Raw genomic sequence first — 21,284 nt, forward strand, 5'->3', positions numbered from 1 at the left:
CAGGATGCGCAGATCACTCGTCGAGCGCCTTGAGAAGCGCGTCCTTAGCGTCGCTATAGAAGATGAATGAGACCTTCGTCGCGACCTCGTCACTGACATCCAGGAGTTGACGACGCGCGGACACCGGCAGAAGTAAAGCGGAGGCGCCCTTCTCCATCGCGTGCTCAGCGAGCGCCGCGGCGTTCAGTACCGTCTCGACCCCGCCGCCGAGCGACAGGTTGCCAACCGCAATCAACCCGCCACGTACCGACCGCTGAAGCATCGCGGAGGCCAGTGCGAGAAGGATCGGGAGCCCAAGACCGGCTCCGGTCTTGGCAGCATCGAGGGCTCGGACCTGAGCCGTGAGGTTATGCTCACGGGGGTCGCGGTCGCCCACGAGTTGCCTCGCCTGGGCGACGAGGTTCTGCTCGGCGACCTTAAAGCTCTCGCGGAGAGTGGCAGGCGCGGCCTGGTTGAGCAACCCACGTGCGCCCGAGCCGGGGGTGTCAGCCGCCTCAATCCGGTAGAGTCCGGGGCCGGCATCACCGCTGCCTTCGGAGATGGCCCAGACCTGACCTGGCGGCAACGGGTCGATGCCGATCGAGTCAGGACTCGCTAGCTCGGGGGTCGAGACGAACTGCTCGACGCCCTCACCGAGGCGGTAGCCGAACTGCGTGTTCCGGAATTCGGCGGCACCGATACGCCGCTGCTGCTCCTTGACGCGACGACGGGACTCCAGCGCGATGCGCACCGCCCATTCGAGGTCCTCGTCGGAGATGGCGGACTCCGCATCGGGGTACAGCAGCTTGAGCAGCCCGTCGACAGTCTTGTTCACCGCAGAGAGGTCACGGCCAGACAACGCGTCGGAGTAGTTCACGCGACCTTGGATCGACGTAAGCCGCGACTGGTCCCGGAGTCGCGACCAGCATTCGGAGAGGAAGTCGCTCACGAGTCCGAAGTGGTGGGTGAAGTACGTGGGATTGAGCTTCGGGACATCCCAGCCAGGCAGGTAGGCGTGGATGCGATCCATGAACGCGGTGTCGTCGCGCATCTCCGGCGGCAGGGGCGAGAGCAGGTGGCCGATGCGCTGCTGATGAGCGACATCAACGTCGAAGTTGCCGACCAACACGATCGAGCCGTCGGCACGGATGGACTCACGGCCGCGGGAAAATTCGCCCGACTCCATGTAGCCCTTCATGATGTTGACGCCGTCCTTCTGATCGAAGGAGACGCCGGAGACCTCGTCGAAGCAGACCACGTCGTACTGCGCGACGAGTCCGCGCTGCCCAGTCGCGTTGTTCACGAACATGCGGGCGACGGTCGCCTTGCCGCCTGAGATCAGATGCGCATACGGCGATACCTGCTGGAACAGGTGCGACTTGCCGGTGCCACGCGGTCCCAGTTCCACCATGTTGAAGTTTCGTTGCACGAACGGAACCATTCGAAGCAGCAGCACGTCCTGCGCGCGGTCGCTGAGCTGCGCGGGCTCGAATCCCACCGATCGAAGCAGCAGGTGCTTCCACTGCTGGGTCGTGAACCGTGAGCGTCCGTCGGCCAGGCGCGAGAGCGTGTCACGAGTCGAGAGCTGGATCGGGCGCAGCGAGCCGATGGCGAAGGGCTTGCCGTTGTTCTCCTCCGCGATCGCTGCGTCATAGAACAGGTCAACCTCGGCGTAAAAGCCACCCGTGAGCATGCGCTCGTTGTCGCGGACGACGGCGTCGTCTATGCGCACGTCGCGGAGCCCAAGGCTCGGCAATTCGGCGACGTAGGCGTTCGACTTTGCGTCGAGTCGAGCCTTGACGAGGTCGATGAGCTTGATCGTCATGCGCTCGCGAGCGCGCGACTTGAACAGCTCCTCTTCGCCTGCGCGCACGGTGCGGTCGGCGAGCAGGCGTCGCACAACCTGGAGACCCTCTTCGATCTCCTCGGGATCGGTGGTGGCGCAGTAGCGCCCGATGAGGAACTCACCCACATACGTAGGGACCGGGTAAGCGCCCTTGAACTGCTGCGCGAGATCCTTGCGGACGACGTAGCCTTCGAAGGCCGATGCTGCGGTCTCGTCGATCTCATCCAGCGTGATCGCCTCGGTCATTCGGCGCCTCCTACCTTGGTCTGTGTTTGGGCCAGAACCCCACCGTTCGGGTCGAGAAGCACGACCCACGCGACAGCCCCAGCGGGGGCAAGTTCCTCATCGACGAGCACTTTGACCTCGCCCGGCTCCGCGGGCGACTTCGGGCCGCCCACGACACTTGACGCGTCGGCGGGGCGGAGCCGGATCTCGGCGACGATGTCGGCCTCCGCGGGGCTGTAGTCGAGGCGACATCGCTGTCCGGTCCACCGGACGGCCTCAACCTGGACGGGCGCAACGGCCGTATCGCTGCGCGTCACCGTGACGACCGGAATCACACACTCTTGGAGGCTCAAACCACCGTGCTCGTAGAGGCGGCCCGCCTCGAACGCAGCGGCTCCTGGCGCGCTCACCATGTCGACGGACGTGTCCCAGGTCCAGGGCAGGATTGGGAAGTCCGGGCGCGCCGCTGCGGCCTTCAACCGAGCCACACGCGGCTTGCGCGCCGCGTCCCCTTCCGTAACCTGCAACGACAGGGTGACTTTCTGCGCTGCCTGGCCGGGCAAGAGGAACCCGTGATCGGTGACTATGACGACCTTCCGCCACCCCGCATCGAGCAGCCCTCGAACGCGCTCTGCAACGAGGTCGAGCTGCTGGTCGACGAGGTCCGCGAGCGCGTGTCCGTGCGAATGGCCGAGCGAGTCGATCGAGTTCGTCTGCGTCCATGCCTTTCCGCTCGGGTCGCCGACCTCGGCGGCGTCCCACTCAAGGAACTGAACACCTGCACTCGCGAGTGCCGAGCGCAGGACCGCGCCCTTGAGGGATCGGCCCTGGTCGTCGGCCGCGTCGAAGGCGGTCCCGCCGCCCACGGTGATCGCGATGGGGGCAACCGCCGGCTGCCCGGTCGGCGTCACGCTGGGGAATGCGGCCAGCCGAGTCTCTACGGCGGCGTCAAGCGGTGACAGCCGCCGAGCCACACGTGTAGCCAGGTCGAAGCGAAGCGCGTCGACGTAGACGACGGCAGTTCCCGTTCCAATGTCGAGGCCGGTTCGCCCGTGATAATTGGTCACTGCCGCCTTCTGGAAAGCCCGCGCCGACTCGTCGACCCAGGGATCGTAGAGCGCGCCAAGCGCAATGGCCACTGCGGCCCGGTCTTGCGCGGTCTTGGCCGCCGAGATCGCTCGTAGTGCGAGATCGTCAATCATGTGGCCCTCATCGCCGTACCAGGCAACCTGAGTCTCGAGGTCTGTCGCAGGTTTAGCGGTCGCCGCGCGGTCTGCCAGTTCGGCGAGGTGACCTACGGCCCGAGCGAGCGGTGCCTGCCCGAGGGCCGCCCAGACGTTGTCTTCCCGCGCCGCGTGTGCGGCAGCGAGGTCCTTGACTCGATCGCCCGGGTTCGGGTGAGTCGCGAGCGCACCGAGTGCAGTCCGCAAGGCCTCCTCCTGGTCGCGATTCCATGAGGGCCACGAACCAGGATGCGGGTCGGTGTCTCCAAATAGCGGCACGACAGAGGGGCGTGCCTGATCGAGGAGGTTGGCGATGTTCGGATAGCGGGCGGGATTCTCCGCGAACCGCTGCCAAACCGCACTCCACTCGCCAGCCCGGCTTCCGAGTTTGCTGGCCGCAGTGAGCGCGCCGTCCTTCTCAGGGCTGAAACCGTAGACGGACTTGCAGGAGGCGATGAGTGCCTGCCATCGCGCGCCCTCAAGTGAGCTTCGCACGCTGACCGGATCATCCATCCATTCAAGGAGGGTGCGCACCGAGTCATCGAGCACGAGGTGGTGCAGGCGCGACGAGTCGAGACGCCCCATGCGCTTGAGGTCATCGATGTCCTCGAAGAAGAACTTGTCCAGCACCTGCGTGAGGGCCGCCTTTGTCGCGGCGTCACCAGCAATGTCCAGCCCGGCACCCTGCTTTGACGAGAGGAACGAGTGCGGCGTCCACGGCGTCTGGCCGTGAGCGGAGGGCCACCAATTGGAGCGGATCGCGACCTCGGCGAGCGGCGCGAGCGAGTCGTTGAGAGCCGATGCCTCGGCCACGGAACTTCGGCTGATTCCAGGCAGATAGATCACCCACGGGTTGCGCTCATCGCGTCCGGCAAGATGAGACGGTAGTTCCGCAGACTCGGGTGAGGCAAGAACGGCTCGAAGCCAGAGCGCCGGGCCCTGCGCAGTTGCGGGGTCGTACTCGCCGAGAACGAGGATGGGCACCGCCTCCTGAAGGCTGCGGATCACCGGCTCCCATGTGCGCTCGGGGTCGGCCCACAGAACAGCTGCTGGGGCAAAGTTCGCCCCCGCGTTGAAGGCCCCGGCATCACGAAGGGCCTTGGCGACTATGGCACGGACAAGCGTCATTCGGCTGCCTCCGCAGCCTTCCGGGCTGCACGGCGCTCATCGAGTGTCGGGTGCAGGTCGTTGTGCCGCTCGGATCCGTCGGGATTCGTTCCGCGGTCCTTCTTCCAGTGGACGCTGACCTTCGACCGGAGCACGCCGGCGGTCACGAATGGCCGGATGTTGAGGCGGACACCATCGTCAAGGTCAGGCTCCCAACCGATCGGCTGCTCGGCCATGGACTTCCACCGCACGTACATGTCGTAGGGCGGTGCCCCGTCGAGAATGAGCTTGAGCCTGCGCTGGAGATCCTCGGCTGCGGCCAGGCGCGCATCTGCACCTGCTCGCTCCGCGCGCGCCTCGTGCTTCTGCCGGTCGATCCACGATCCGAGCGACGTGAAGGTCAGCTTCTCCAGCGTCCGCCGGTCGAGCTTGTGATAGTTGACAATCGCCGAGAACCCGTCCTTGCGACTGTCCCAGATGTGCCAAAGGAACGGCCGATTGTCGAAGACCCTGACGTGCTGTGCGAAGAACGAGTCGCGGAGCCAGTCTTCGAGCCTGCCATTCTTGCCACCAGCCTCTACAACCAGTCTCCTTTCGGTTGTACTCGACCACTCGCTGCCGTACGCAACGGCAAGAGCTTCGCGGAGTCGCGTAACGAGGTCAGGTTCGCCAGGAAGCGCCACCAGCGCGGCGATACCGTCATCGTCCGCGTAAGAGTCCAGTTCCACGGAGGTGTGCTCGGGCCAGCGATAACCAAGCACACGGGCAACCGCAACCTGAAGAGGCTCGCTCGAATCTCCTACCGAGCCTGAGATTCCCCACTGCGCTGGGTCATTCGTCGTCGCCGAGGGCAGAAGGCCGGCTTCCGCCGCGGCAGCGCGCCATCGATCTATATCGAAAGGCACCTTGACAAGAGTGGAGTTCGTCACCTTTAGTGCCGGCTCAATGCGGCGCACGTCCCGGCAATACTCCTCGGAGGACAGGTAGGCATACACGGCTGGGAGATCTGCCGGGTTCTTCGGAATGACAGGTGAGGCATTCGTGTCGAACAACTCTCCAAAGTAGAGAGACACTGGAAGCTCCCGCATCTGGCTCACAAGCACACCGCGTCTACCCCAGGCAGACTTGCCAACGATGCGAGACCCCGAGCTGTCGACCATCGGCCCCCTCCCGCCGCGCCAGTCGACTACATACGACCGTCCGCCATAGTCCACGGTGTCATCGACTGAACTCACGAAGAGGCTCCACTTGCCCCAATCCTCAACTTCCCAGAAGTACCGTCGATAGCGCCCATCGTCGCCGGTTTTGATCCCCTGATATGCATCTGCGTAGTCACCAAGCAAAGTGCCGGTGAAGACTGTCGTGGAAACCCTGTGATCTGGAGCCGCCAAAGCATCCTTCGAACGGACAGAAATGAAGGCGCCTTCGCGCAGTACCGCAGATTTCTCCTCCGGTCGACGCGGCTCATGAGCGTCGAGAAACTGGATCATCTCGCCCACTGAGTTTGTAATCAGGTACAACGCAACGAAGGCACCTGCGGCAGCGGAGCTGGTAAAGGCGCCCTCTCCAAGACGAGCCACAAGGTCGATTGAACGCTCTGTCAGAATCTGCTCTCTGAAATCAGTGTACGTAGTCTGGCTCAGCCAGTTCTGCGGAGCGACGACTGCTATCGTGCCGCCTGCATCAAGCAGATCTAAGCAACGTTCGATCATCGCCGTCGCGATGTCCGAACGGCCGAGCGGGTAAAAGGCGTCGATGTGCGCCGTCAGGGGCTCGTCCATACGATTCCGCTGCAAGTACGGCGGGTTCGTCGCAACTAGCGTGTAGGAACCGCCGAGCAACTCAGCCGCCTGCAGGATGTCATTGGCGGTGTGTCCCAGGACGGTCTGATCCTGAGACTCGGCCTTCACCGCCACCGCCAGGAGCGCGCGCAATCGGGGCCACTCGACTCCGATGCCACCGTCTGCCCCAAATAGCGCACTCCGTTCCCGGGCCGGCCGAGGGTCGATCAAGGACCCCAAGGACTCGGCAGAACGAAAGACACCATGGAGGCGAGACATGGCGGAGCGGAGAACGTCGTTGCTCCCCGCCAACGACTCCCACTCCTCGCGAGTACTGCGCACCGGCACGCCAGAGCAAGCGACCTGCGGAGAGGGAAGCTCGCGGAACCCGCCTTGCTTCCACGCTTCCAGCGCGACGTTGAAGGTCGCGATCTGGGTGCAGCGCGGGTCGAGTTCGAGGCCGTGAAGGTTGTCGCGAATGACGGCGTCTTGTGCCTCGGCCGGTGTGAGCCCCTCCTCCTCGGCGCGCATGCGCCAGAGCATCCCGAACATGGCAACGAGGAAGTGGCCCGAGCCGCAGCAGGGGTCCATCACGGTGACGTCGGCCGCATGCTCGGGCCAGTCGCTGAACGAGCCCGCGGCGGGAGTGCCGTCCTCATTGCGGCGGAGGTACTCCCACGTATCGACCAGCGGCGACTCGGGGTGACGGGCTGCCCACCATGCGCCGAGCGAGTTCTCCAGCAGGAAGCGGACCATGTAGTTCTCGGTGAACAATTGCGTCACGGGAGACAGATCGGCTCCACCAATCTTGACGCCAGAGTCGTTCACCCGTTTCTTCTCGGCCGTCTGCCAGAACTGGTAGACCCAGCCCAGCGCATCTTCGGTCGTGAACACCTCTGCCGGGATCTCCAGCAGGAGGCGCTCCAGCGCGTCCCGGTGTTCGGCCGCGAGCCGCACTTGCACCGCAGGATCGGTCAGGCGGAACACACCGGGCAGGATCTCCGACGCGAAGCGAGCGGCGACCGCCCACGCGTCGGGCTCGCCGAGGTCGGGCGCAAAATCGCCGCAGTCCTCAAACGACAACGGGATGTCGCGGTACTCGGGGTGTCGCAGGAGCTCGTTGACCTCCAGGAAGCGCGCAAACAGCAAGCGGTGCCATTGTTCATAGGCGACGTCATGGACGAGGTTTGTGAGGGTTGCTCCCGTTCGCGACGTGTCGTCACCGAGTTGCCGGCCCTTGTCCCGAAGCGCCAGGCGAAGCCCGTTCTGCTCCTCGCTCAGATAGGCAGGCCGGCTCAGCTCACCGACCGCGAGTGCGCGCAGGGCATCCTCAGCTGCGCGCTGTGCCGCCTCGCGGGCGCGTTGCGTCTGAGCATCGAGGAATCGCCGTTGGTCGGTATTCAGGACAGTAATCGTGGCCTCGGTCATGATCAGCCCTTCACCACTACGGTGTCATTACTGCTCAGGGCTTCGAGAAGCTGCGTCCGCAGTTCGTCGATGTACCGCTCGACCTCGACCGAGCTACTCAGGCTCGCCGTCGAGACGGTGACCGTGGCGGTCGTCGCCGCAGGAGTCGTGAGCCGCAGGGCTGCCTCCAGAGCGCGAGAAGCACGCTGCGGGATCGCGTCCAGTTCGGCGGTCCACCCTTGGAGAGGTCGCGCCTGCGCCGCCGCCAGTACAGCCGATGGATCGGCCAGGTTGGGCTCCGGCTCCGCAATGAGGTGATGGTCCGCGAGGAGCGACGCGCGTTGCGCCTGTTCAAGCGGCTTCCATACAGACTGCGCTTCGAGGCTTTCGACAGCCTGCTTGCGGGCGTCCCTCAACGCGCCCGCGGCTGAGTGGATCGCGTCGCGAAGCGCGTCAGCCAGGTCCTTGACTATCGGGGCGACAGGGTCGGCGTCGGCGAGCAGATCACGGCTTGCGACCAGTGCGTCGAGGCGGTTGCGTACGGTCAACGCGGTCTCTAATCCGGCAGAGGAGGTGGCGAGTGAGCGTGCGAGCGCCAAGGCTGTGGTTCGGCTCTTGCTGCGGCCCTCAAACTCCCCGAGCATGTCGCTGAAACTCGTGAGTTCGTCTTTCGCGCCTAGTAGAGCGTGCACTCGGTCGTTGCCGGAACTGCTGATGATGACCTGGATGTTGCTCGGGACGCTGATGTCCGGGAGCGGCGCCGGTCCGCTCACGTCCTTCGCGCGCTGAACGAGCGACTTCACGGCCTGCTCGACCGCCGAGACGAGTCCATCGTTGTCGGTCGGGAACCCGAGGGTGCTCAGCACCTGGCGCCCCTGAATCTTCTCGGCAGGCTTGAGAACTGTTACTTCACGGCGGAGCTGCACATTGCCGAGGCGGGTCTGCTTGAGTACGTCGGTAGTCGTTGCTTCACTGCCGTTGAGCGTCGCTCGAATCACCCCGGTGTCGAGAAGCACACCGAGGGCAGCCATGAGCGCGTCCCTCGGCCAGCCGAGCGGTTTCGAGGTGACGGCCTTCTCGACGTCGTTCGCGGAGGTGCCAGCCGAGCCGATGTGGCTGAGTACCTCTTTGATGACGCGATGCTGCTCAGGGTCGGCGTCGTGATTGACGGCCTTGAGGGCATCAGCCGCCGACCCGCTCTTGACCCTGGCGATCACCTGCGGCCAGCGATTGTCGTCTGCCTCGGCGAACCGCGGGAAGAGCCGCGTCGCGGCGTCCTGCGCGCCAGCTTCGATCCGTTCGCGCAGGCTGACTCCGCTGGGTGCCGTCCCGCCGCCAAGGAGAACGTTCGCCTTGGAGGTGACGTCGCGGACATGGGCGTTCACCTGGTCCGTCGCGCGATTGAGGCGGGTCTGCATCGCACTTCTGGCTTGCTTGCCCTCATCGTCCTGAGGAATGCCCTGCTGGTCGATCACTCGCTGTGCAGCGAGCTTGTTGCGGACCGCCGCTGCGAATGCGGGGGCCTGGAGTCGCGGAACGTGGACGAGGATGATCGGCGAGTCGACGCCAAGGCTGCGGGCGGCCTCATCGAACTGCTTCGCCGTGATTCCTTCGTCCCACTCTGAGCGGAGCCACACCGGGATCGCCTCGGAGTCGGGCGGGAGCGACGCATCGGCGTGCAGGGCAAGCTTGCGCGATTCTTTGGCGCGCCCCTGCTGGATCGAAGCGGGCAGCGACCGACCGACCTCTGAGAGCAACAGCGAATCGCGCTCGGTGCTCACCTCGCTGTCGGTGACCTGGGCGTGGTGCCTGCGGAACGCCTCGTCCCAATCGCGGCCCGCCTTCGTCTGAAGACGGAACTCCTCGCCGTCCTGCTGGATAATGCCCTCCGCGGCGAGCGCTTCGAGCACGGCAGGCACTTCTTGCCGAAGCCTGTCGCCATCACGGGCGAGGTCTTCGACGAGCAGGTCGACGAGATGGTCTGCCGAGGCGCGCACGCCGATATCCCCATGCCCCGAGGTCGGGAGGAGACCGATGAGATGGATCAGGCCGAGGACGCGACCACGCAGGGCGTTCTTCTGCCACTGCTCGTGGATCAGCGTCTGCGTCTCCTTGAGGAGCAGCCCCGCGCCGTTCAAGTCTTCATTCTTCTGGGAGTAAAGGAAGTCCGCACCAACCACCGTGCCCAGTGGCTCGGGCGCAACCTTACGGTTCGCCTCATGCACGATCCGGAGCTGGGAGCGCAGCTGTCCGGCGCGGCCGGCGTCGGCCTGGCGGAGCACGCTCTCCCAGAATCGACGCCGCACAGGAAGCAGCGGATAGTCCTCGGCGAGGTCCTTGTCGTCCTCCGCGGTGTGCTGAATCTTGCTTCCGATGAGCTGCCGGGAAATCTGCCCAGCGACCGACGCGAGGGTGCTGTCGAGACCCGACTTCTTCGCAGGCTCCTTGCTCAGCAGCACACGACGGACGACGGCATCGACATCCTGATTCTTGAGCACAACCTTGACGGTGAAACGGTCCTGGATCTTCTGGAGTGTCGAGTCCGCCGTCAACTCCTGCTGGCCCGTGGCGACGAGCAGCACGCGACCATCGAGTTCGCGGGACACCGACTCGACGAGGTTCTGGACCTCCATAGCGCGGCCGCCGTCGCCACTGATGTACTGCTGCACCTCGTCGAGGACGATCAACGACGGCGGGATCTGACCATCGCCGACGTATTCAAGGATCTTCTTGAGCAGCGCGACGGTCTCGTCAGTGGAGAACGACCGCGTGTCCGGCGGGAACTGGCTGCGAAGCGCGGCTCGCACGTCCTTGGCTGATGCGGCGAACTCCGTGTCGGAGGCGAGGATGGCGTTCGCGAGCCTCGCGCTGAGGTTGTACTCGCCAAGTTCCTCGATGAAGTCCCCACCGTTGGTCGTGATGTGGTCGCGGACGGCGACGAGGTGCCCGTTGCCCGCAAGCCAGAGAGCCACTTGGGCGGGCGCGACTCGCGTAGGCAGCCCGGCCGCCCCGAGGACGATGGAGAGGAACACCGAATTGAGGGTGTCGCCGCTCCGGTCGAGCGCACCTGCGGCTGCCCACGGTGCGGCGCCATCCCGGCGGCCGAGCGTGGTCAGCTCCGTCAGCTGGTCCTGGATGCCTTGCGGGATGTTGGTCAGGCCCCGTGCGGTCGCACCGTTCGGGAAGCTCGTGTCTGCCCACAGGTGCTGAAGCACACGGACGAGGTGGGACTTGCCGCTGCCGTAGAAGCCCGAGACCCACACGGCAGGCTGCGTCGTCCTGTTCCGGTGGCCGACGTACGAGTCAAGGATGCGCTGAAGGCCGTGCTCGTACTCGCCCTCCGAGACGAAGCTCTCGAGCTCGTACTTGAGGACATCCCACTGGTTGGAGTCCTCGGGACGGTCGACGTTGGTGACACCGTCGTTCGGAATCTCGAAGCTCAGCGGGTGCCGAATAAACAGGTCATTGTTGATCGTCACGTGAGGTCCTTCTGAGGATCGATGACGCGGGCGCGGTAGTTGAACCCGTCGCGCGCGTCGAGCAAGCGGAATGAGTGAGTCTCCGGGTCGTGAAGTCCCGGAAAGAGCACGAGGAGGCGGCCGGCGACAGCAGAATCGACGGACTTGATCACGTTCGACGCACGCAAGAACGGGAAGATCGAGCCGATACCGACGAGCGACACGACGGCGCCTGCGGGAGCCGCTTCAAGTGTCTGGCGGATTCGCGCGACCAGTGTCGTCTCGAACTGATCGAGGATCGACTGCGTGAGGTCGCTCGGCTCCTCGTAGAACGCCTCCGCGTGCCGGTGTGACGACAACCAGTGCCCGAAGTCGTCGGTGACATCGAGGACGATCCAGTCGTGGCCTGCCTGGGTCGTCGCCAGCCCCAGGTTCGGCAGCGAGTGCCGCATTTGCCGCTCTAGGTCCGGCGGGTAGACGAGCATCCAGACGCGCTCACCACCCGAAACGTTGTCCTTCCACGTCAAGGACAACTCGGCTCTGTAGGCATCGACGAGATCGGAGACACGACTCATGCCACACCGCCCAAGGCAGGGAACGACACGTCAACCACGTTGCCCGCTACGAGCAGGTCGAGGAGTCCCTGGGTGTGCGCGTTGCGCAGCGTATCCAAGGAACGGCCGGGAGCAATTTCAAGGATCTGAGACCACGGGTTATCGAGGACGCCAAGCCCGCGCCCGCCCGCCAGGTGCCCCAGGTAAGCGGCGTAGGCGATGGCTGCCGGTTGGGCGTTCACGGCAGTGCGAATCTTCTTGGCGCGCCCGGCAAGATGGCCGGTTTGGGTCCAACAGGCACCGGTGTTGCGACCGGTCTTTCCGAGTGTTGACTCCGACAACGCGCTGCCGAACTGTGCTGTTATGGCTGCGGTGAGATCAGCCGAGGTAACACTCGCCCCCGCAGGCAGGTCAGCGATCGCACCAAAGGAAGCGCGGAACACCTCATCTCGGGTGAAAGCCAAGAGCCCGGCCAGGAGCGGGCGAGACGAGCGATCGAGATCCCAGAAGTGCCGCAAAGCAGTGAACTCCGTGCGACCCGGGTCGAGGAAGTACAACTCTCGCAGGTGGCGGAACGACCGGAGCCTCCCCGCTTGTGTTGGGCGCCCGAGGACGTTGCCATCGACCACGGCCTCACGGTACCGCTCCGCGGGAGCGCCCAACGGCACTTCCTGCAGAAGCTCCACGAGATGGGAAACGCCGATTGTGTGGCTGGCGGTCGTCCGGAGCGTACCGAGGGCAAAGCTGTTCCCAGCAGTTTCAGAACTCGTCATCTCTCGACATTCACCCCCTCGCACACAGATAGTGGATCACTCTTCAACAGATTTGGGACTCCACCTTGCAATGTGGCACCCTGCTTCACAGAGCCCACTGCACCAGGAGCCTCCGACAATCGCGCAATCACGAGTCGCCCTCTCCCGTCGTTGCGCCGCCGCCTCGAACCCAGTCGTCGACCTCGCTCGCCTGGAACTTCCACAGTCGTCCGATCTTGTGGGCGGGCATGCCCTTCTCAGCGATCCAGGTGTAGACGGTGTCCTTGGTGACGCCAAGATGAACAGCGATGTCGTCAGCTGACAGCCACGGCTCGGTCACGTAAGTCCTCCATCTCGACCCGCTCAGGCCGACATTCCCGATGATATCGGAGTGACAGCGGGTTGAGTAGGGTTTTTCCGGGTGTGAACCGGATTACTGCCCCGCGCGACATCGCAGTCGCATCACGTTGCAGGTAAAGGAACCAGCTGCTTCGCGAGCCAGGCGTTGACCGCAGAACACCATCGCACCGGGTCGGAGTTCCAAGCAAGCGTGTGCCCTGCACCAAAGGATTCCAGTTGAACAAGGTCAGGACGTCGCGCGCGCAGTGCTTTCGACAAGCTGATGGGAGCTGAGTCGTCCCTGGCGCCGTGAAGGATCAACGTGGGAACGGCGAGCTCTTCGGCGCGCTGCACCCAATCAAACTCCCGAAGTGGGATTGCCCTCGGCAGCCCAATCATTCGAGCGAACGGGCCGAACGTCAACCACGGGGCGGCGAGATAGCCTGCGACTGCAGGCAAACCGCTGCGCGCGCAGTTCGCTTTGATCACGTCGATCCAGTTGAGAACTGGAGAGTCCAAGACGAGTCCGGCGATAACACCACGCTCTCGTGCGCGGCTCGAAACTCGTAGCGCGATCGCGGCACCCATCGACCAACCAAACAGCACGATCCGTTGCGCGCCGTTCTGGATCGCGTACCCCACTGCAGCTTCGGCGTCCTCGCTCTCGGTGAGGCCAAGCGTTGAGCGTCCGGTACCGAATCGGGGGCTTTCGCCGTCGTTGCGGAAGCTGACGATGACCGACGTGTAGCCCATCTCCGTGGCGACCTGCGCACCGCGCAAGGTTCCGGCCCGACTACTCCCAAGACCGTGGATGTGGATCGCCCAGGTCGCACCGTTCTCTTCGCCCTCAATGAGCCAGGCCGGGACTACCCCCACGCCTGTGTCGATCGAGACGTCCGTGGCACTGAGGCCTGCATCGGCTGGGTTTGCGAAGTAGATCCCGCTCCATGAGAAGTGGTCGCCAGCGGAAGCTAGGAAGTCGTTTGCCGCATCCGTCACAACCCGGGCGATCTGATCAGACCCTCGGTCGAGCACTTCGTCGGATACTCGCACCCAGTCCCCCGTCTCGACCCACAGGTTGTAGACGCCACGCGCGGCAGTCTCGCGTGTGCGGTCGAGGACCAGTAGTCGCCGATCTCCATCAACCTCCACGTCGCGGATGGTCAGGTCGAAGTTCCTTGGCCCTGCCGGTGCGGTCAGCCTCCGGGCGATAGTCCATCCGAGCCCCAGACCTCCCGCGGTGAGCAGCGCCGCGCCCGCGGCGATGATCCGTCTCATACCTGTCCTCGTTCGCGTGCAGGGCGACCAGGCACAGATTCACGTGCGCCGCGCGCATCAGCCCCCAGGAGGTGAGCCTCGGCTCGCTCCAGCAATGCACGATCGGGTCCAGTGACTTCGAAAGAGACGCGTGGATCGATCATGGCGTCACGGATCTCGACGATCACGCGGTGGAGGCGCAGCTCTGGGTCATCCAGGCTCGACCCGAGCGAGTTCGTGCCGCTGAGTCCCGGCCGCACGAGTGTTGCTCGACGCCAGAGCGGCTCCAGCTCTCTCACCATCTCAGCTGTCTGCGCACGTCGGGCGCGATCCCGCACGTATCGGACCATTGGTTGCCCCACGAATCCGGCGCAAAGAAAAACAAACGCGAGTAGAGATAGTGGCCCATACGTGGCGCCGACCGCGCTCATGAGTTCGAGGTTGCCTGAGATGTGCGCAACATCCATAACGATCACCACCACGCAGAGTGCGACGCCCGAAGCGGAGCCAATCAACAGCAGCGCTGGCGGAACGCGCTGGATGCCATCACCAAGCCGGAACTGGCGTGTCGCCAGCGCGAGCATCGCGGCAACGACGATCCCGCAGTACGTGAAAGCGACGATCGAATACGTCGCGGCCCACGGTTGGGCGCCGAGATCAATCATGAAATTGACCGTCGTTGACCCTCGATCCATGAGAGTGAAGGCCGCTGAGGCGCCAAGGAGTGCGATGAACAGCGCGGAGCGACCAACGGCCGCGCGCACCAACCGAGGGCGATACTCCCCCGCTTTCATTGCTGCCCGGCCAAGGAAGAAGAGGCCGATCATCAGGAGGCCATCTGAGAGCAGCGTGGCCAGGTTGGTTGCGCCAAGTACTCGATCGACGACAACGTAGATCGCATCGACGTTGAGTGTCATGGCGATAGCGATGGTGAGCGCAGAGTACGTGATGCTGCGGTCTGTGCGCCCGCGCCGCAGGATGAGCAGGCTCGCCACCAGCACCCACATGAGTGCCGCGACAAGCGTCTGGATCATGCGAATATCTCCGAGTAGCGAGACTCCGCGAAGGCCGAACCGCGGATGCCTGCCGCGAGCCGGTCGGCCAATGACTCTGCAGCGATCTCAGTGCCTGTGTCGAGGTCCTGGCGCCTGAGCAAACGTCCGCGAGTGTGCGGTGGGATATCGGGCAGCAGGGCATCCACCTCGGAGCATTCGTCGCCGTCGCAGTGCCCAAGAATCATGTGAGCGAACTCATGCAGAACGAACTGTTGGCGGTGCAGAACCGAGTCACTGTGGGCGTGGAGGATCAGATCCTCAGTATCGGTAGTCAGCCAGACGGCGCAGATGCCATCATGGTCGCCAAGCTCGGCAAGCTCAACGACACGCAGCTTCCGATGTCTGCGCTGCCGCACCGCGTCGAACAAGGCGTCGAAGGTGAAGATTCCGCCCAGAGCAAGATCCGCGACAGCCGTGGACACGGTCAGTTCGATATTCATGCTCTGCTCACCCTCCTTCGAGAGCATCTACCGGCGTCGCTCCGCACCGGGGGCACCGTCACTGCTCGATTGTGTGTGCCACTTCTTCGTCTAGGAACCTGCTGATGGCTTGGAGAGCTTGCGGTGAAATATCTCCAAGGGTGCGGGCTGCGTAGGACTTGACCTTCGCCGCCCGCATTGAGCGCACAAGATCAAGCTGTGCACTCACTCTCGCCGGGACCTCGGCCCCATCAGAACCGACAAGGAAGTCAGTGTCGACATCGAAGAACGATGCCAGCCCTTCGAATACCTCGGGATCTTGCACGTACCGGTGCCCGTTCACCATGTAGGTCCACCGCGATCTCGACAGATTGGTACCACGTTCGCCTAGGTAAGCGGCGATCTGCGAATACGTCGGTTCGATACCGGACTCAGCGATCGCAACATCGAGCAGCAGGCGCAGGCGTTTCGCGAGATCCGCAGCTGCGGCTTTGCTCTCGTTCTCGGTCATTGGTGCTGACCCCTTCCGTCGGGACGGGTAGGTATCGGCGCCGGCCACCCCGGCGGGGTGTTGCGCATGCTCAATATAGCCGTTGAGCATGCACAAATCAAGGGTTGCGCATGCTCAATTGCCATGTTAGAACGGAAGGCCTAAGCCATTTGAGCATGATCAACGAGTGCAGTTTGACGTGACCGCACCACTGCTCAAAGAGAGGTGAACCATGCCAAATTCGAGGCGATGATGCGCGTTCAGTCGGTCGCGCGTGGTCGCAGCTTGCTCACGACACCTCGGCGAGCATGCCTTTCCCGCTATCGCGACTTGGGCATCCCCGCTCACCTCACAGGTGCATCGCCACACGCTTCCACAACGTGGCACGCCTGAGAGGAGGCCGACCGATGACTTCGATTGACGATCGCCGCGAAGCGCGCGAAGCGAAGCTCGATGAGTTGCACGAAAAGTTGACCGAGGCTGTCGATCAGCTGGTGTCTGGCGAAGACTGGGCCCAGGCACTTGCCTTCGCTGCCCAGTTCCGAAGCCGTTCGTTCAACAACACGCTTCTGATCTGGATGCAGCACACCGCCGCGCATGAGGCAGGCTTGGTGCCCGATCCGATGCCTTCGTATGTGGCCGGGTACAAACAGTGGCAGCAGCTCGGGCATCAGGTGGAGAAGGGTCAGCCGGGTTATCAGATTCTCGCTCCAGTTACCGGCCGCTTCGCCTCATCATCGCCATCTGACCCGACATCGTGGCGACGACTCAACCGGTACGAGAAGCCTCGCCCCGGCGAGCAAGTTCGGTCGAAGATGGTCGGCGTCCGCCCCGCGTACGTCTGGGATGCCGCACAGACCTCGGGCGACCCGATCCCGGCACCGCCTACCCCGAAGCTGCTGCGTGGTGAGGCTCCTTCGGGACTCAGAGCTGGAATCACTCGGCAGATCGAAGCAGCCGGATTCCAGCTGCACGCCGTGGCCGATGCAGGCGCGATCTTTGGTGCGAACGGCGTGACCAACTACGGGGAGAAAACCGTGAGCGTCCGCGATGACATGGACCCGGCCGCCCAGGTGAAGACGCTGGCTCACGAACTCGCACATGTTCTCATGCACGGCCCCGACCAGGGAGATGCACGTCAGCACCGAGGTATTGGTGAAGTCGAGGCCGAGTCGGTAGCGCTCATGGTGAGCGCGGCGCACGGCATGGACACTACCGGCTACACGATTCCCTATGTCTCGACGTGGGCGGCTCAAGTCGATGGGGAGGAACCGTCGAAGGTCGTTCGGGCAACGGGCGAGCGCGTCCGTGCGACGGCGATGAAGATTCTCGATCAGCTCGACACGCAAATGACCGGTGACGGCACACCTCCGGGGCTTGAGCGGGACTCGCTTCGTCAAAGTTCCAAGGCAGTCGAACGCACGGGCGCCTCACCCTCAACCATGGCCACCGCGGCGTCACAACAGCTGGCGTTGGTCGACGTGCGAGGGCTGCGATGAGTGCGCCGCAATCATTCATGGCGACGCTGGATCACATTGGTCGCGGGGTCTCCCTCCGTCAGAGCGCGCTCGCGTTCGCAGCATCCGGTGTCCCCGTATTTCCCTGCACCGCGGGCGGGAAACGCCCCGCCGTTGCGGGAGGGTTTCATTCGGCCAGCAGCGAGCCCGAGTCGGTTCATCGCTGGTGGGCCGCGATGCCGTCAGCAAATATCGGGATGCCGACTGGCGCTGCCACAGGCCTTGTCGTGGTGGACGTCGACGTGCACACCTCGGTCAACGGCTACGACGCACTCGATGGCGCCCAGCGTGCCGGGCTGCTTGAAGGTTGGGAAGCCGCCATCAGGACTCCGTCCGGCGGGCTGCACCTCTTCTTCCCAGCAGACAGGAACAGCGAGCAGCGCTCATGGCAATCCGCGCGGACCGGAATCGACTTCCGTGGCGACGGAGGCTATGTCATCGTCCCACCGTCTGAGCGCACCCTCGCCGGGTCGACGCACCGATACGAGATCCTCCAGTTGGCTGGTACACCAGGTCGTCCGCTCGACTCGCAGCAGCTCCACGACTATCTCGATCCGCCGCAACTTAACGAGGCACGTCGAAGTCCGCGGTCGGCGCAACAGCCCGTTGACGTGCAACGGCTGGCCGATTGGGTTGCGCGACTCCGAGAAGGCGAACGCAACCATGGGCTCTTCTGGGCCGCGTGCAAGATGGCGGAGCAGATGGTGCCGAACAGCGAGGCGCTCGACGCCCTCAGCGCTGCCGCCGAACAGGCCGGTCTCAGCCAGCGAGAAGCGGCGACTACCGTCCGGTCTGCATACCGGGCAGTGCAGGGTGCATCTCCGCAGCGATCGATACGCGCCAACAGAACAACGTCGTGCGATCGCCCACCACCCGCGTCACACCCACGGGCACTGGCATGAGTGATTTCAACGCGCGACGATGGGCTGTCATGACGGCCGTCGCGGGCACCGTCTTCATTGCCGCGGGAGCTTTCTGGCTGTCATTCACCTCGCTTGCGGATCTTGCCGCCCGTTCAGGGATTGGTGCCGGGCAAGCGTGGGCGTGGCCGCTCATTGTCGACGGCGTCATCGTTGTATCGACCGTCGCCGTCGTCGCGCTGGCCGGAGCCCGAGCGGCCTGGTACCCCTGGACTCTGCTGGCTGGCGCCGCGGCCGTGTCGGTGACAGCCAATTCGATTCACGCGGTTGTCGCGGCGGATGCCGATGTGCCGAGCTTTCTCGCGGCGGCGGTGGCGGCGGTGCCACCGCTGGTCTTGCTGGCGATCACTCACCTCACAGTGCTCCTCATCCGTATCCCCGAGCGACCCGAAGCTGCTCGCAAGACCATGACGCAGACCACGCCCCAGGAGTCTGCGATGGCTTTGCGCGCGGACGGGTGGTCGAACAAAAGGATTGCGCGTGAGCTGAGTGTGCACCCTTCGACCGTGGGCCGCTGGTTCGCAAACAACCCGCTCGATCAAGAGCGCAATGTGCCCGCATCCGCAACGCCGCACAAGGAGGAATTGAAATGAGCGAACAAGAAAAGGACGGCGCCGCTGTCGCTGCCAGCGAGAATTCCGTAAGGACGACGAGCGCTCCGGAAGCAGTTGAGGCAGCAAGCGTTCAAGGTCATGGTCGTAGCACTGGAATCGACCCCGCGTTCTACCGCGGTCGTGGAGTCGAGTGGGTACGTCCGACTGATCTGATGGTGCGCGGTGGTTCGCGCGTTGCCGGGGCAGGGATCAATTTCCAGGCCGAGCTTCGACGTCGCACCTACCAGGCGACCGCGACCAGCGCCCGCGGCATCGCGGAGCGAGCCCGTCACCTCCCGCCGTTGTCCGCGTTCGGACATGGCAGCTCCCGACGAGGGGCCGAGCGCGGCGCGATCGGGACCCCCTGATCGTCGGGCACGGCATCTCATGGGCACTTCGCTGACATCCAGGACCCCGCTGGGGAGCGGGCGCGCACCTGCTTGCCAGGAGGTGCCCACACCATGACCAATAACAACAGCCCGGCGCCGCAGCCACGCGAGGACTATACGACGAGCGAGGGGCTTCGCGCCTTGCTGCATCGACTGCACGACACGGGTGTCCGCGCGTGGGAGCACGATCGCGTCGCTGCTGAACTCGCAGCATTCGCCGCGGAGAAGTATGCCGCATTGGCTCGCAAGCATGGCCTGGATCCGTGGGAGGCAGCGTCGGCAGCTTTCGACGTGATGAGAACTCGATCCGCTCGCGAGGCCATCGATCCTTGGGCTGTGGTCACCCGTGGCGTCCAAGTCACCTGCATCGCCGAGGAACGCGGGCAGGGCTTGCTCTGCGCGACGCATCAAGCACGTCGCCCGCAGGTATCTGCGTTTCACGACCCCGAGCGTTTTGCCGACCGTGAAAATCCACTGGCCGACTATCACCCGGCGTTCCACGTCATCGATCGGTATCCCGTCATCGAAGACGAGAACCCCGACACTGCGCGCGACACCGACACAGCTCGGCGCACGATCGACCGCGCGATCACACTGTTCACGACCTTGGGGTGGCCCGAAGACACGGCGCGGGCCGCGATCGAGCATGTGTGCAGCGCGGTGGCGCGTATCGGGTCTCGGCAAGGTGCGTACGAGCTGCTGCGCCGAGACAAGCACGCGAGAGCGCTTCTCGACTTGCCCGCCGACTCCTGGTCGTCGCTTCTGCACGTGCTGCTTGGGCACCCCCATCCTGCTTACCGAGCGACGAGCACCGGTCGCGGCATCCTGCTCCGCCTACTCGTCGGCGAGACGCTCCCGACGCTTCTCAGTGACGACGACCTGGTAATGGTTGTTGCGATGTCGGCGCCCATTCACGGGAGCACGCGATGAGTGCACGTGACGGTCATATCGAGCTGGACCGGGCCGTCGACTCGATCCAGGTCGGACGCCGTCACCGCACTGAGCTCGGCGACCTCGGATCGCTCTCCGCGTCGATCGAGCGCGATGGTCTGCTGCAGCCGATCACAGTCACCCCTGATGGGATCCTGGTCTGCGGAGCGCGACGATTGGCGGCGATCAAGCAGCTCGGATGGCAGCACGTCAAGGTCTGGGTGCGGTCCGGCATCTCGGGGGATCTCGCGCACCTCCTTGCCGAGCAGGACGACAACGTTCTGCACAAGCCACTCACCCAGCTGGAGAGTGCCGCGCTCTATCGGGAGATCAAGACGCTGATGGCTGAGGATGCCGCTCGCCGTCAGGAAGCTTCACGGTTCAGCCACGAAAACCAGCCGGGAACTGACGGTGACGCAAATTTTGCGGCACCGTCAGAGTCGCTCGGAGATTCCCGTGCGCAGGCCGCCTCGATGATCCCGGATGGCGCGTCACACACCACGCTGGAGAAGATCAACTACCTGCAGCAACTCGCTGACGATGAGAACCAGACAGAGTGGGTGCGAGAGGGCGTCGCAGCTGAGCTTGAACTCATTGGGTCCGGCGCACCCGTGCATCCCAGTTATGAACGCGCACGGCAGCTGGTGTTGGGGGCTCAGGCAGACGCACCGGTCGAGGACGTGGCACAGCTGGCGGAGGCCGCGCTGGCACGTATCAAGAGCATGCCGCATCAGAAGCGCCGTACCTCGCCGAGCCCCAGAACGGCGCCTATCGACAGCGACGAGCCCTGGCCAGTTCGGGCGTTCGTGGTGACGTGGAACGAACTCGATGGATGGTGGCGACACTTTGAGGTCGACGACCTCGTCCGCCAGCTCAGCGGCGCAGAAGTCGAGATGTTCCTCCATGTCGTTGACGCGACTTCACACTTTGCCGAACAACTCCGAAGCGCGCTCGATGCCGAGGATGCAGGTTCCGACTCAACAGCATCAAGAGGCAACCTTCGCGCGATCTGATGACGGGCTGGTGCTGCGCACCTGCCCGAT

General features: G+C 64.3%; 17 protein-coding genes. 6 read left to right on the plus strand and 11 right to left on the minus strand.

Translation table 11 applies throughout. The features are described 5' to 3' along the window. Window positions 1-13: 13 nt before the first annotated feature. The 11 genes from brxL to AB0O87_RS15150 all read right to left on the minus strand — a co-directional run bounded on the left by brxL (window position 14) and on the right by AB0O87_RS15150 (window position 15,913). On the minus strand, window positions 14-2,071 hold the full coding sequence (gene brxL / locus AB0O87_RS15100) for a protease Lon-related BREX system protein BrxL (RefSeq protein ID WP_363517703.1): 2,058 nt from the start codon (window positions 2,069-2,071) through the stop codon (window positions 14-16). Continuing rightward, on the minus strand, window positions 2,068-4,401 hold the full coding sequence (gene pglZ / locus AB0O87_RS15105) for a BREX-1 system phosphatase PglZ type B (protein ID WP_363517706.1): 2,334 nt from the start codon (window positions 4,399-4,401) through the stop codon (window positions 2,068-2,070). The genes brxL and pglZ overlap by 4 nt, the downstream gene beginning before the upstream one ends. Then, on the minus strand, window positions 4,398-7,589 hold the full coding sequence (locus AB0O87_RS15110; RefSeq protein ID WP_363517709.1) for an N-6 DNA methylase: 3,192 nt from the start codon (window positions 7,587-7,589) through the stop codon (window positions 4,398-4,400). Before AB0O87_RS15110 ends, pglZ begins: the two co-directional genes overlap by 4 nt. 2 nt (window positions 7,590-7,591) lie before the next feature. Beyond that, a complete protein-coding gene (brxC, locus tag AB0O87_RS15115) occupies window positions 7,592-11,047 on the minus strand; it encodes a BREX system P-loop protein BrxC (RefSeq protein ID WP_363517711.1) in 3,456 nt (1,151 codons plus the stop codon). Then, the gene (locus tag AB0O87_RS15120; protein ID WP_363517714.1) at window positions 11,044-11,601 is read right to left on the minus strand and encodes a BREX protein BrxB domain-containing protein; all 558 of its coding nucleotides are present in this window, start codon (window positions 11,599-11,601) and stop codon (window positions 11,044-11,046) included. Before AB0O87_RS15120 ends, brxC begins: the two co-directional genes overlap by 4 nt. Beyond that, window positions 11,598-12,353 carry a hypothetical protein gene (locus AB0O87_RS15125; protein WP_363517717.1) on the minus strand — a complete coding sequence of 252 codons (756 nt, stop codon included), beginning with the start codon at window positions 12,351-12,353 and terminating at the stop codon, window positions 11,598-11,600. The genes AB0O87_RS15120 and AB0O87_RS15125 overlap by 4 nt, the downstream gene beginning before the upstream one ends. A 127-nt stretch (window positions 12,354-12,480) precedes the next feature. Further along, the gene (locus tag AB0O87_RS15130; RefSeq protein WP_363517720.1) at window positions 12,481-12,672 is read right to left on the minus strand and encodes a helix-turn-helix domain-containing protein; all 192 of its coding nucleotides are present in this window, start codon (window positions 12,670-12,672) and stop codon (window positions 12,481-12,483) included. Window positions 12,673-12,794: 122 nt separating this feature from the next. Continuing rightward, window positions 12,795-13,949 (minus strand): alpha/beta fold hydrolase, encoded by a 1,155-nt coding sequence (locus tag AB0O87_RS15135; protein WP_363517723.1) that lies wholly within the window; start codon window positions 13,947-13,949, stop codon window positions 12,795-12,797. Beyond that, window positions 13,946-14,962 (minus strand): DUF6545 domain-containing protein, encoded by a 1,017-nt coding sequence (locus tag AB0O87_RS15140; protein ID WP_363517726.1) that lies wholly within the window; start codon window positions 14,960-14,962, stop codon window positions 13,946-13,948. The genes AB0O87_RS15135 and AB0O87_RS15140 overlap by 4 nt, the downstream gene beginning before the upstream one ends. Next, window positions 14,959-15,423, minus strand: coding sequence for a hypothetical protein (locus tag AB0O87_RS15145; RefSeq protein ID WP_363517729.1), 465 nt, complete (start codon window positions 15,421-15,423; stop codon window positions 14,959-14,961). Before AB0O87_RS15145 ends, AB0O87_RS15140 begins: the two co-directional genes overlap by 4 nt. A gap of 58 nt (window positions 15,424-15,481) precedes the next feature. Further along, window positions 15,482-15,913, minus strand: coding sequence for a hypothetical protein (locus AB0O87_RS15150; RefSeq protein ID WP_363517732.1), 432 nt, complete (start codon window positions 15,911-15,913; stop codon window positions 15,482-15,484). Window positions 15,914-16,299: 386 nt separating this feature from the next. Between AB0O87_RS15150 and AB0O87_RS15155 the strand changes: the two genes are divergently transcribed. The 6 genes from AB0O87_RS15155 (at window position 16,300) to AB0O87_RS15180 (ending at window position 21,254) form a co-directional block, all read left to right on the plus strand. Continuing rightward, window positions 16,300-17,391, plus strand: a complete 1,092-nt coding sequence (locus tag AB0O87_RS15155) for an ArdC-like ssDNA-binding domain-containing protein (protein WP_363517735.1) — start codon at window positions 16,300-16,302, stop codon at window positions 17,389-17,391. Window positions 17,392-17,408: 17 nt separating this feature from the next. Continuing rightward, window positions 17,409-18,311, plus strand: coding sequence for a bifunctional DNA primase/polymerase (locus AB0O87_RS15160; protein ID WP_363517772.1), 903 nt, complete (start codon window positions 17,409-17,411; stop codon window positions 18,309-18,311). Beyond that, window positions 18,308-18,922 (plus strand): DUF2637 domain-containing protein, encoded by a 615-nt coding sequence (locus tag AB0O87_RS15165; RefSeq protein ID WP_363517738.1) that lies wholly within the window; start codon window positions 18,308-18,310, stop codon window positions 18,920-18,922. The genes AB0O87_RS15160 and AB0O87_RS15165 overlap by 4 nt, the downstream gene beginning before the upstream one ends. Next, on the plus strand, window positions 18,919-19,290 hold the full coding sequence (locus AB0O87_RS15170; protein ID WP_363517741.1) for a hypothetical protein: 372 nt from the start codon (window positions 18,919-18,921) through the stop codon (window positions 19,288-19,290). The genes AB0O87_RS15165 and AB0O87_RS15170 overlap by 4 nt, the downstream gene beginning before the upstream one ends. 93 nt (window positions 19,291-19,383) lie before the next feature. Beyond that, window positions 19,384-20,241 (plus strand): hypothetical protein, encoded by an 858-nt coding sequence (locus tag AB0O87_RS15175; protein ID WP_363517744.1) that lies wholly within the window; start codon window positions 19,384-19,386, stop codon window positions 20,239-20,241. After that, window positions 20,238-21,254: a ParB/RepB/Spo0J family partition protein gene (locus AB0O87_RS15180; RefSeq protein WP_363517747.1), complete on the plus strand. Its 1,017-nt coding sequence runs from the start codon at window positions 20,238-20,240 to the stop codon at window positions 21,252-21,254. Before AB0O87_RS15175 ends, AB0O87_RS15180 begins: the two co-directional genes overlap by 4 nt. Window positions 21,255-21,284: the final 30 nt, after the last annotated feature.

This window comes from Microbacterium sp. NPDC076768 (assembly GCF_040687205.1).
In the GTDB taxonomy this organism is placed as follows: Bacteria; Actinomycetota; Actinomycetes; order Actinomycetales; family Microbacteriaceae; genus Microbacterium.

What these genes read in the sequence shown, in the direction of transcription:
- brxL (WP_363517703.1), bottom strand. Translation starts at nt 2,071, where the DNA reads ATGACCGAGGCGATCACGCTGGATGAGATCGACGAGACCGCAGCATCG.
- pglZ (WP_363517706.1), bottom strand. Translation starts at nt 4,401, where the DNA reads ATGACGCTTGTCCGTGCCATAGTCGCCAAGGCCCTTCGTGATGCCGGG.
- AB0O87_RS15110 (WP_363517709.1), bottom strand. Translation starts at nt 7,589, where the DNA reads ATGACCGAGGCCACGATTACTGTCCTGAATACCGACCAACGGCGATTC.
- AB0O87_RS15120 (WP_363517714.1), bottom strand. Translation starts at nt 11,601, where the DNA reads ATGAGTCGTGTCTCCGATCTCGTCGATGCCTACAGAGCCGAGTTGTCC.
- AB0O87_RS15125 (WP_363517717.1), bottom strand. Translation starts at nt 12,353, where the DNA reads ATGACGAGTTCTGAAACTGCTGGGAACAGCTTTGCCCTCGGTACGCTC.
- AB0O87_RS15135 (WP_363517723.1), bottom strand. Translation starts at nt 13,949, where the DNA reads ATGAGACGGATCATCGCCGCGGGCGCGGCGCTGCTCACCGCGGGAGGT.
- AB0O87_RS15140 (WP_363517726.1), bottom strand. Translation starts at nt 14,962, where the DNA reads ATGATCCAGACGCTTGTCGCGGCACTCATGTGGGTGCTGGTGGCGAGC.
- AB0O87_RS15145 (WP_363517729.1), bottom strand. Translation starts at nt 15,423, where the DNA reads ATGAATATCGAACTGACCGTGTCCACGGCTGTCGCGGATCTTGCTCTG.
- AB0O87_RS15150 (WP_363517732.1), bottom strand. Translation starts at nt 15,913, where the DNA reads ATGACCGAGAACGAGAGCAAAGCCGCAGCTGCGGATCTCGCGAAACGC.
- AB0O87_RS15155 (WP_363517735.1), top strand. Translation starts at nt 16,300, where the DNA reads ATGACTTCGATTGACGATCGCCGCGAAGCGCGCGAAGCGAAGCTCGAT.
- AB0O87_RS15160 (WP_363517772.1), top strand. Translation starts at nt 17,409, where the DNA reads ATGGCGACGCTGGATCACATTGGTCGCGGGGTCTCCCTCCGTCAGAGC.
- AB0O87_RS15165 (WP_363517738.1), top strand. Translation starts at nt 18,308, where the DNA reads ATGAGTGATTTCAACGCGCGACGATGGGCTGTCATGACGGCCGTCGCG.
- AB0O87_RS15170 (WP_363517741.1), top strand. Translation starts at nt 18,919, where the DNA reads ATGAGCGAACAAGAAAAGGACGGCGCCGCTGTCGCTGCCAGCGAGAAT.
- AB0O87_RS15175 (WP_363517744.1), top strand. Translation starts at nt 19,384, where the DNA reads ATGACCAATAACAACAGCCCGGCGCCGCAGCCACGCGAGGACTATACG.
- AB0O87_RS15180 (WP_363517747.1), top strand. Translation starts at nt 20,238, where the DNA reads ATGAGTGCACGTGACGGTCATATCGAGCTGGACCGGGCCGTCGACTCG.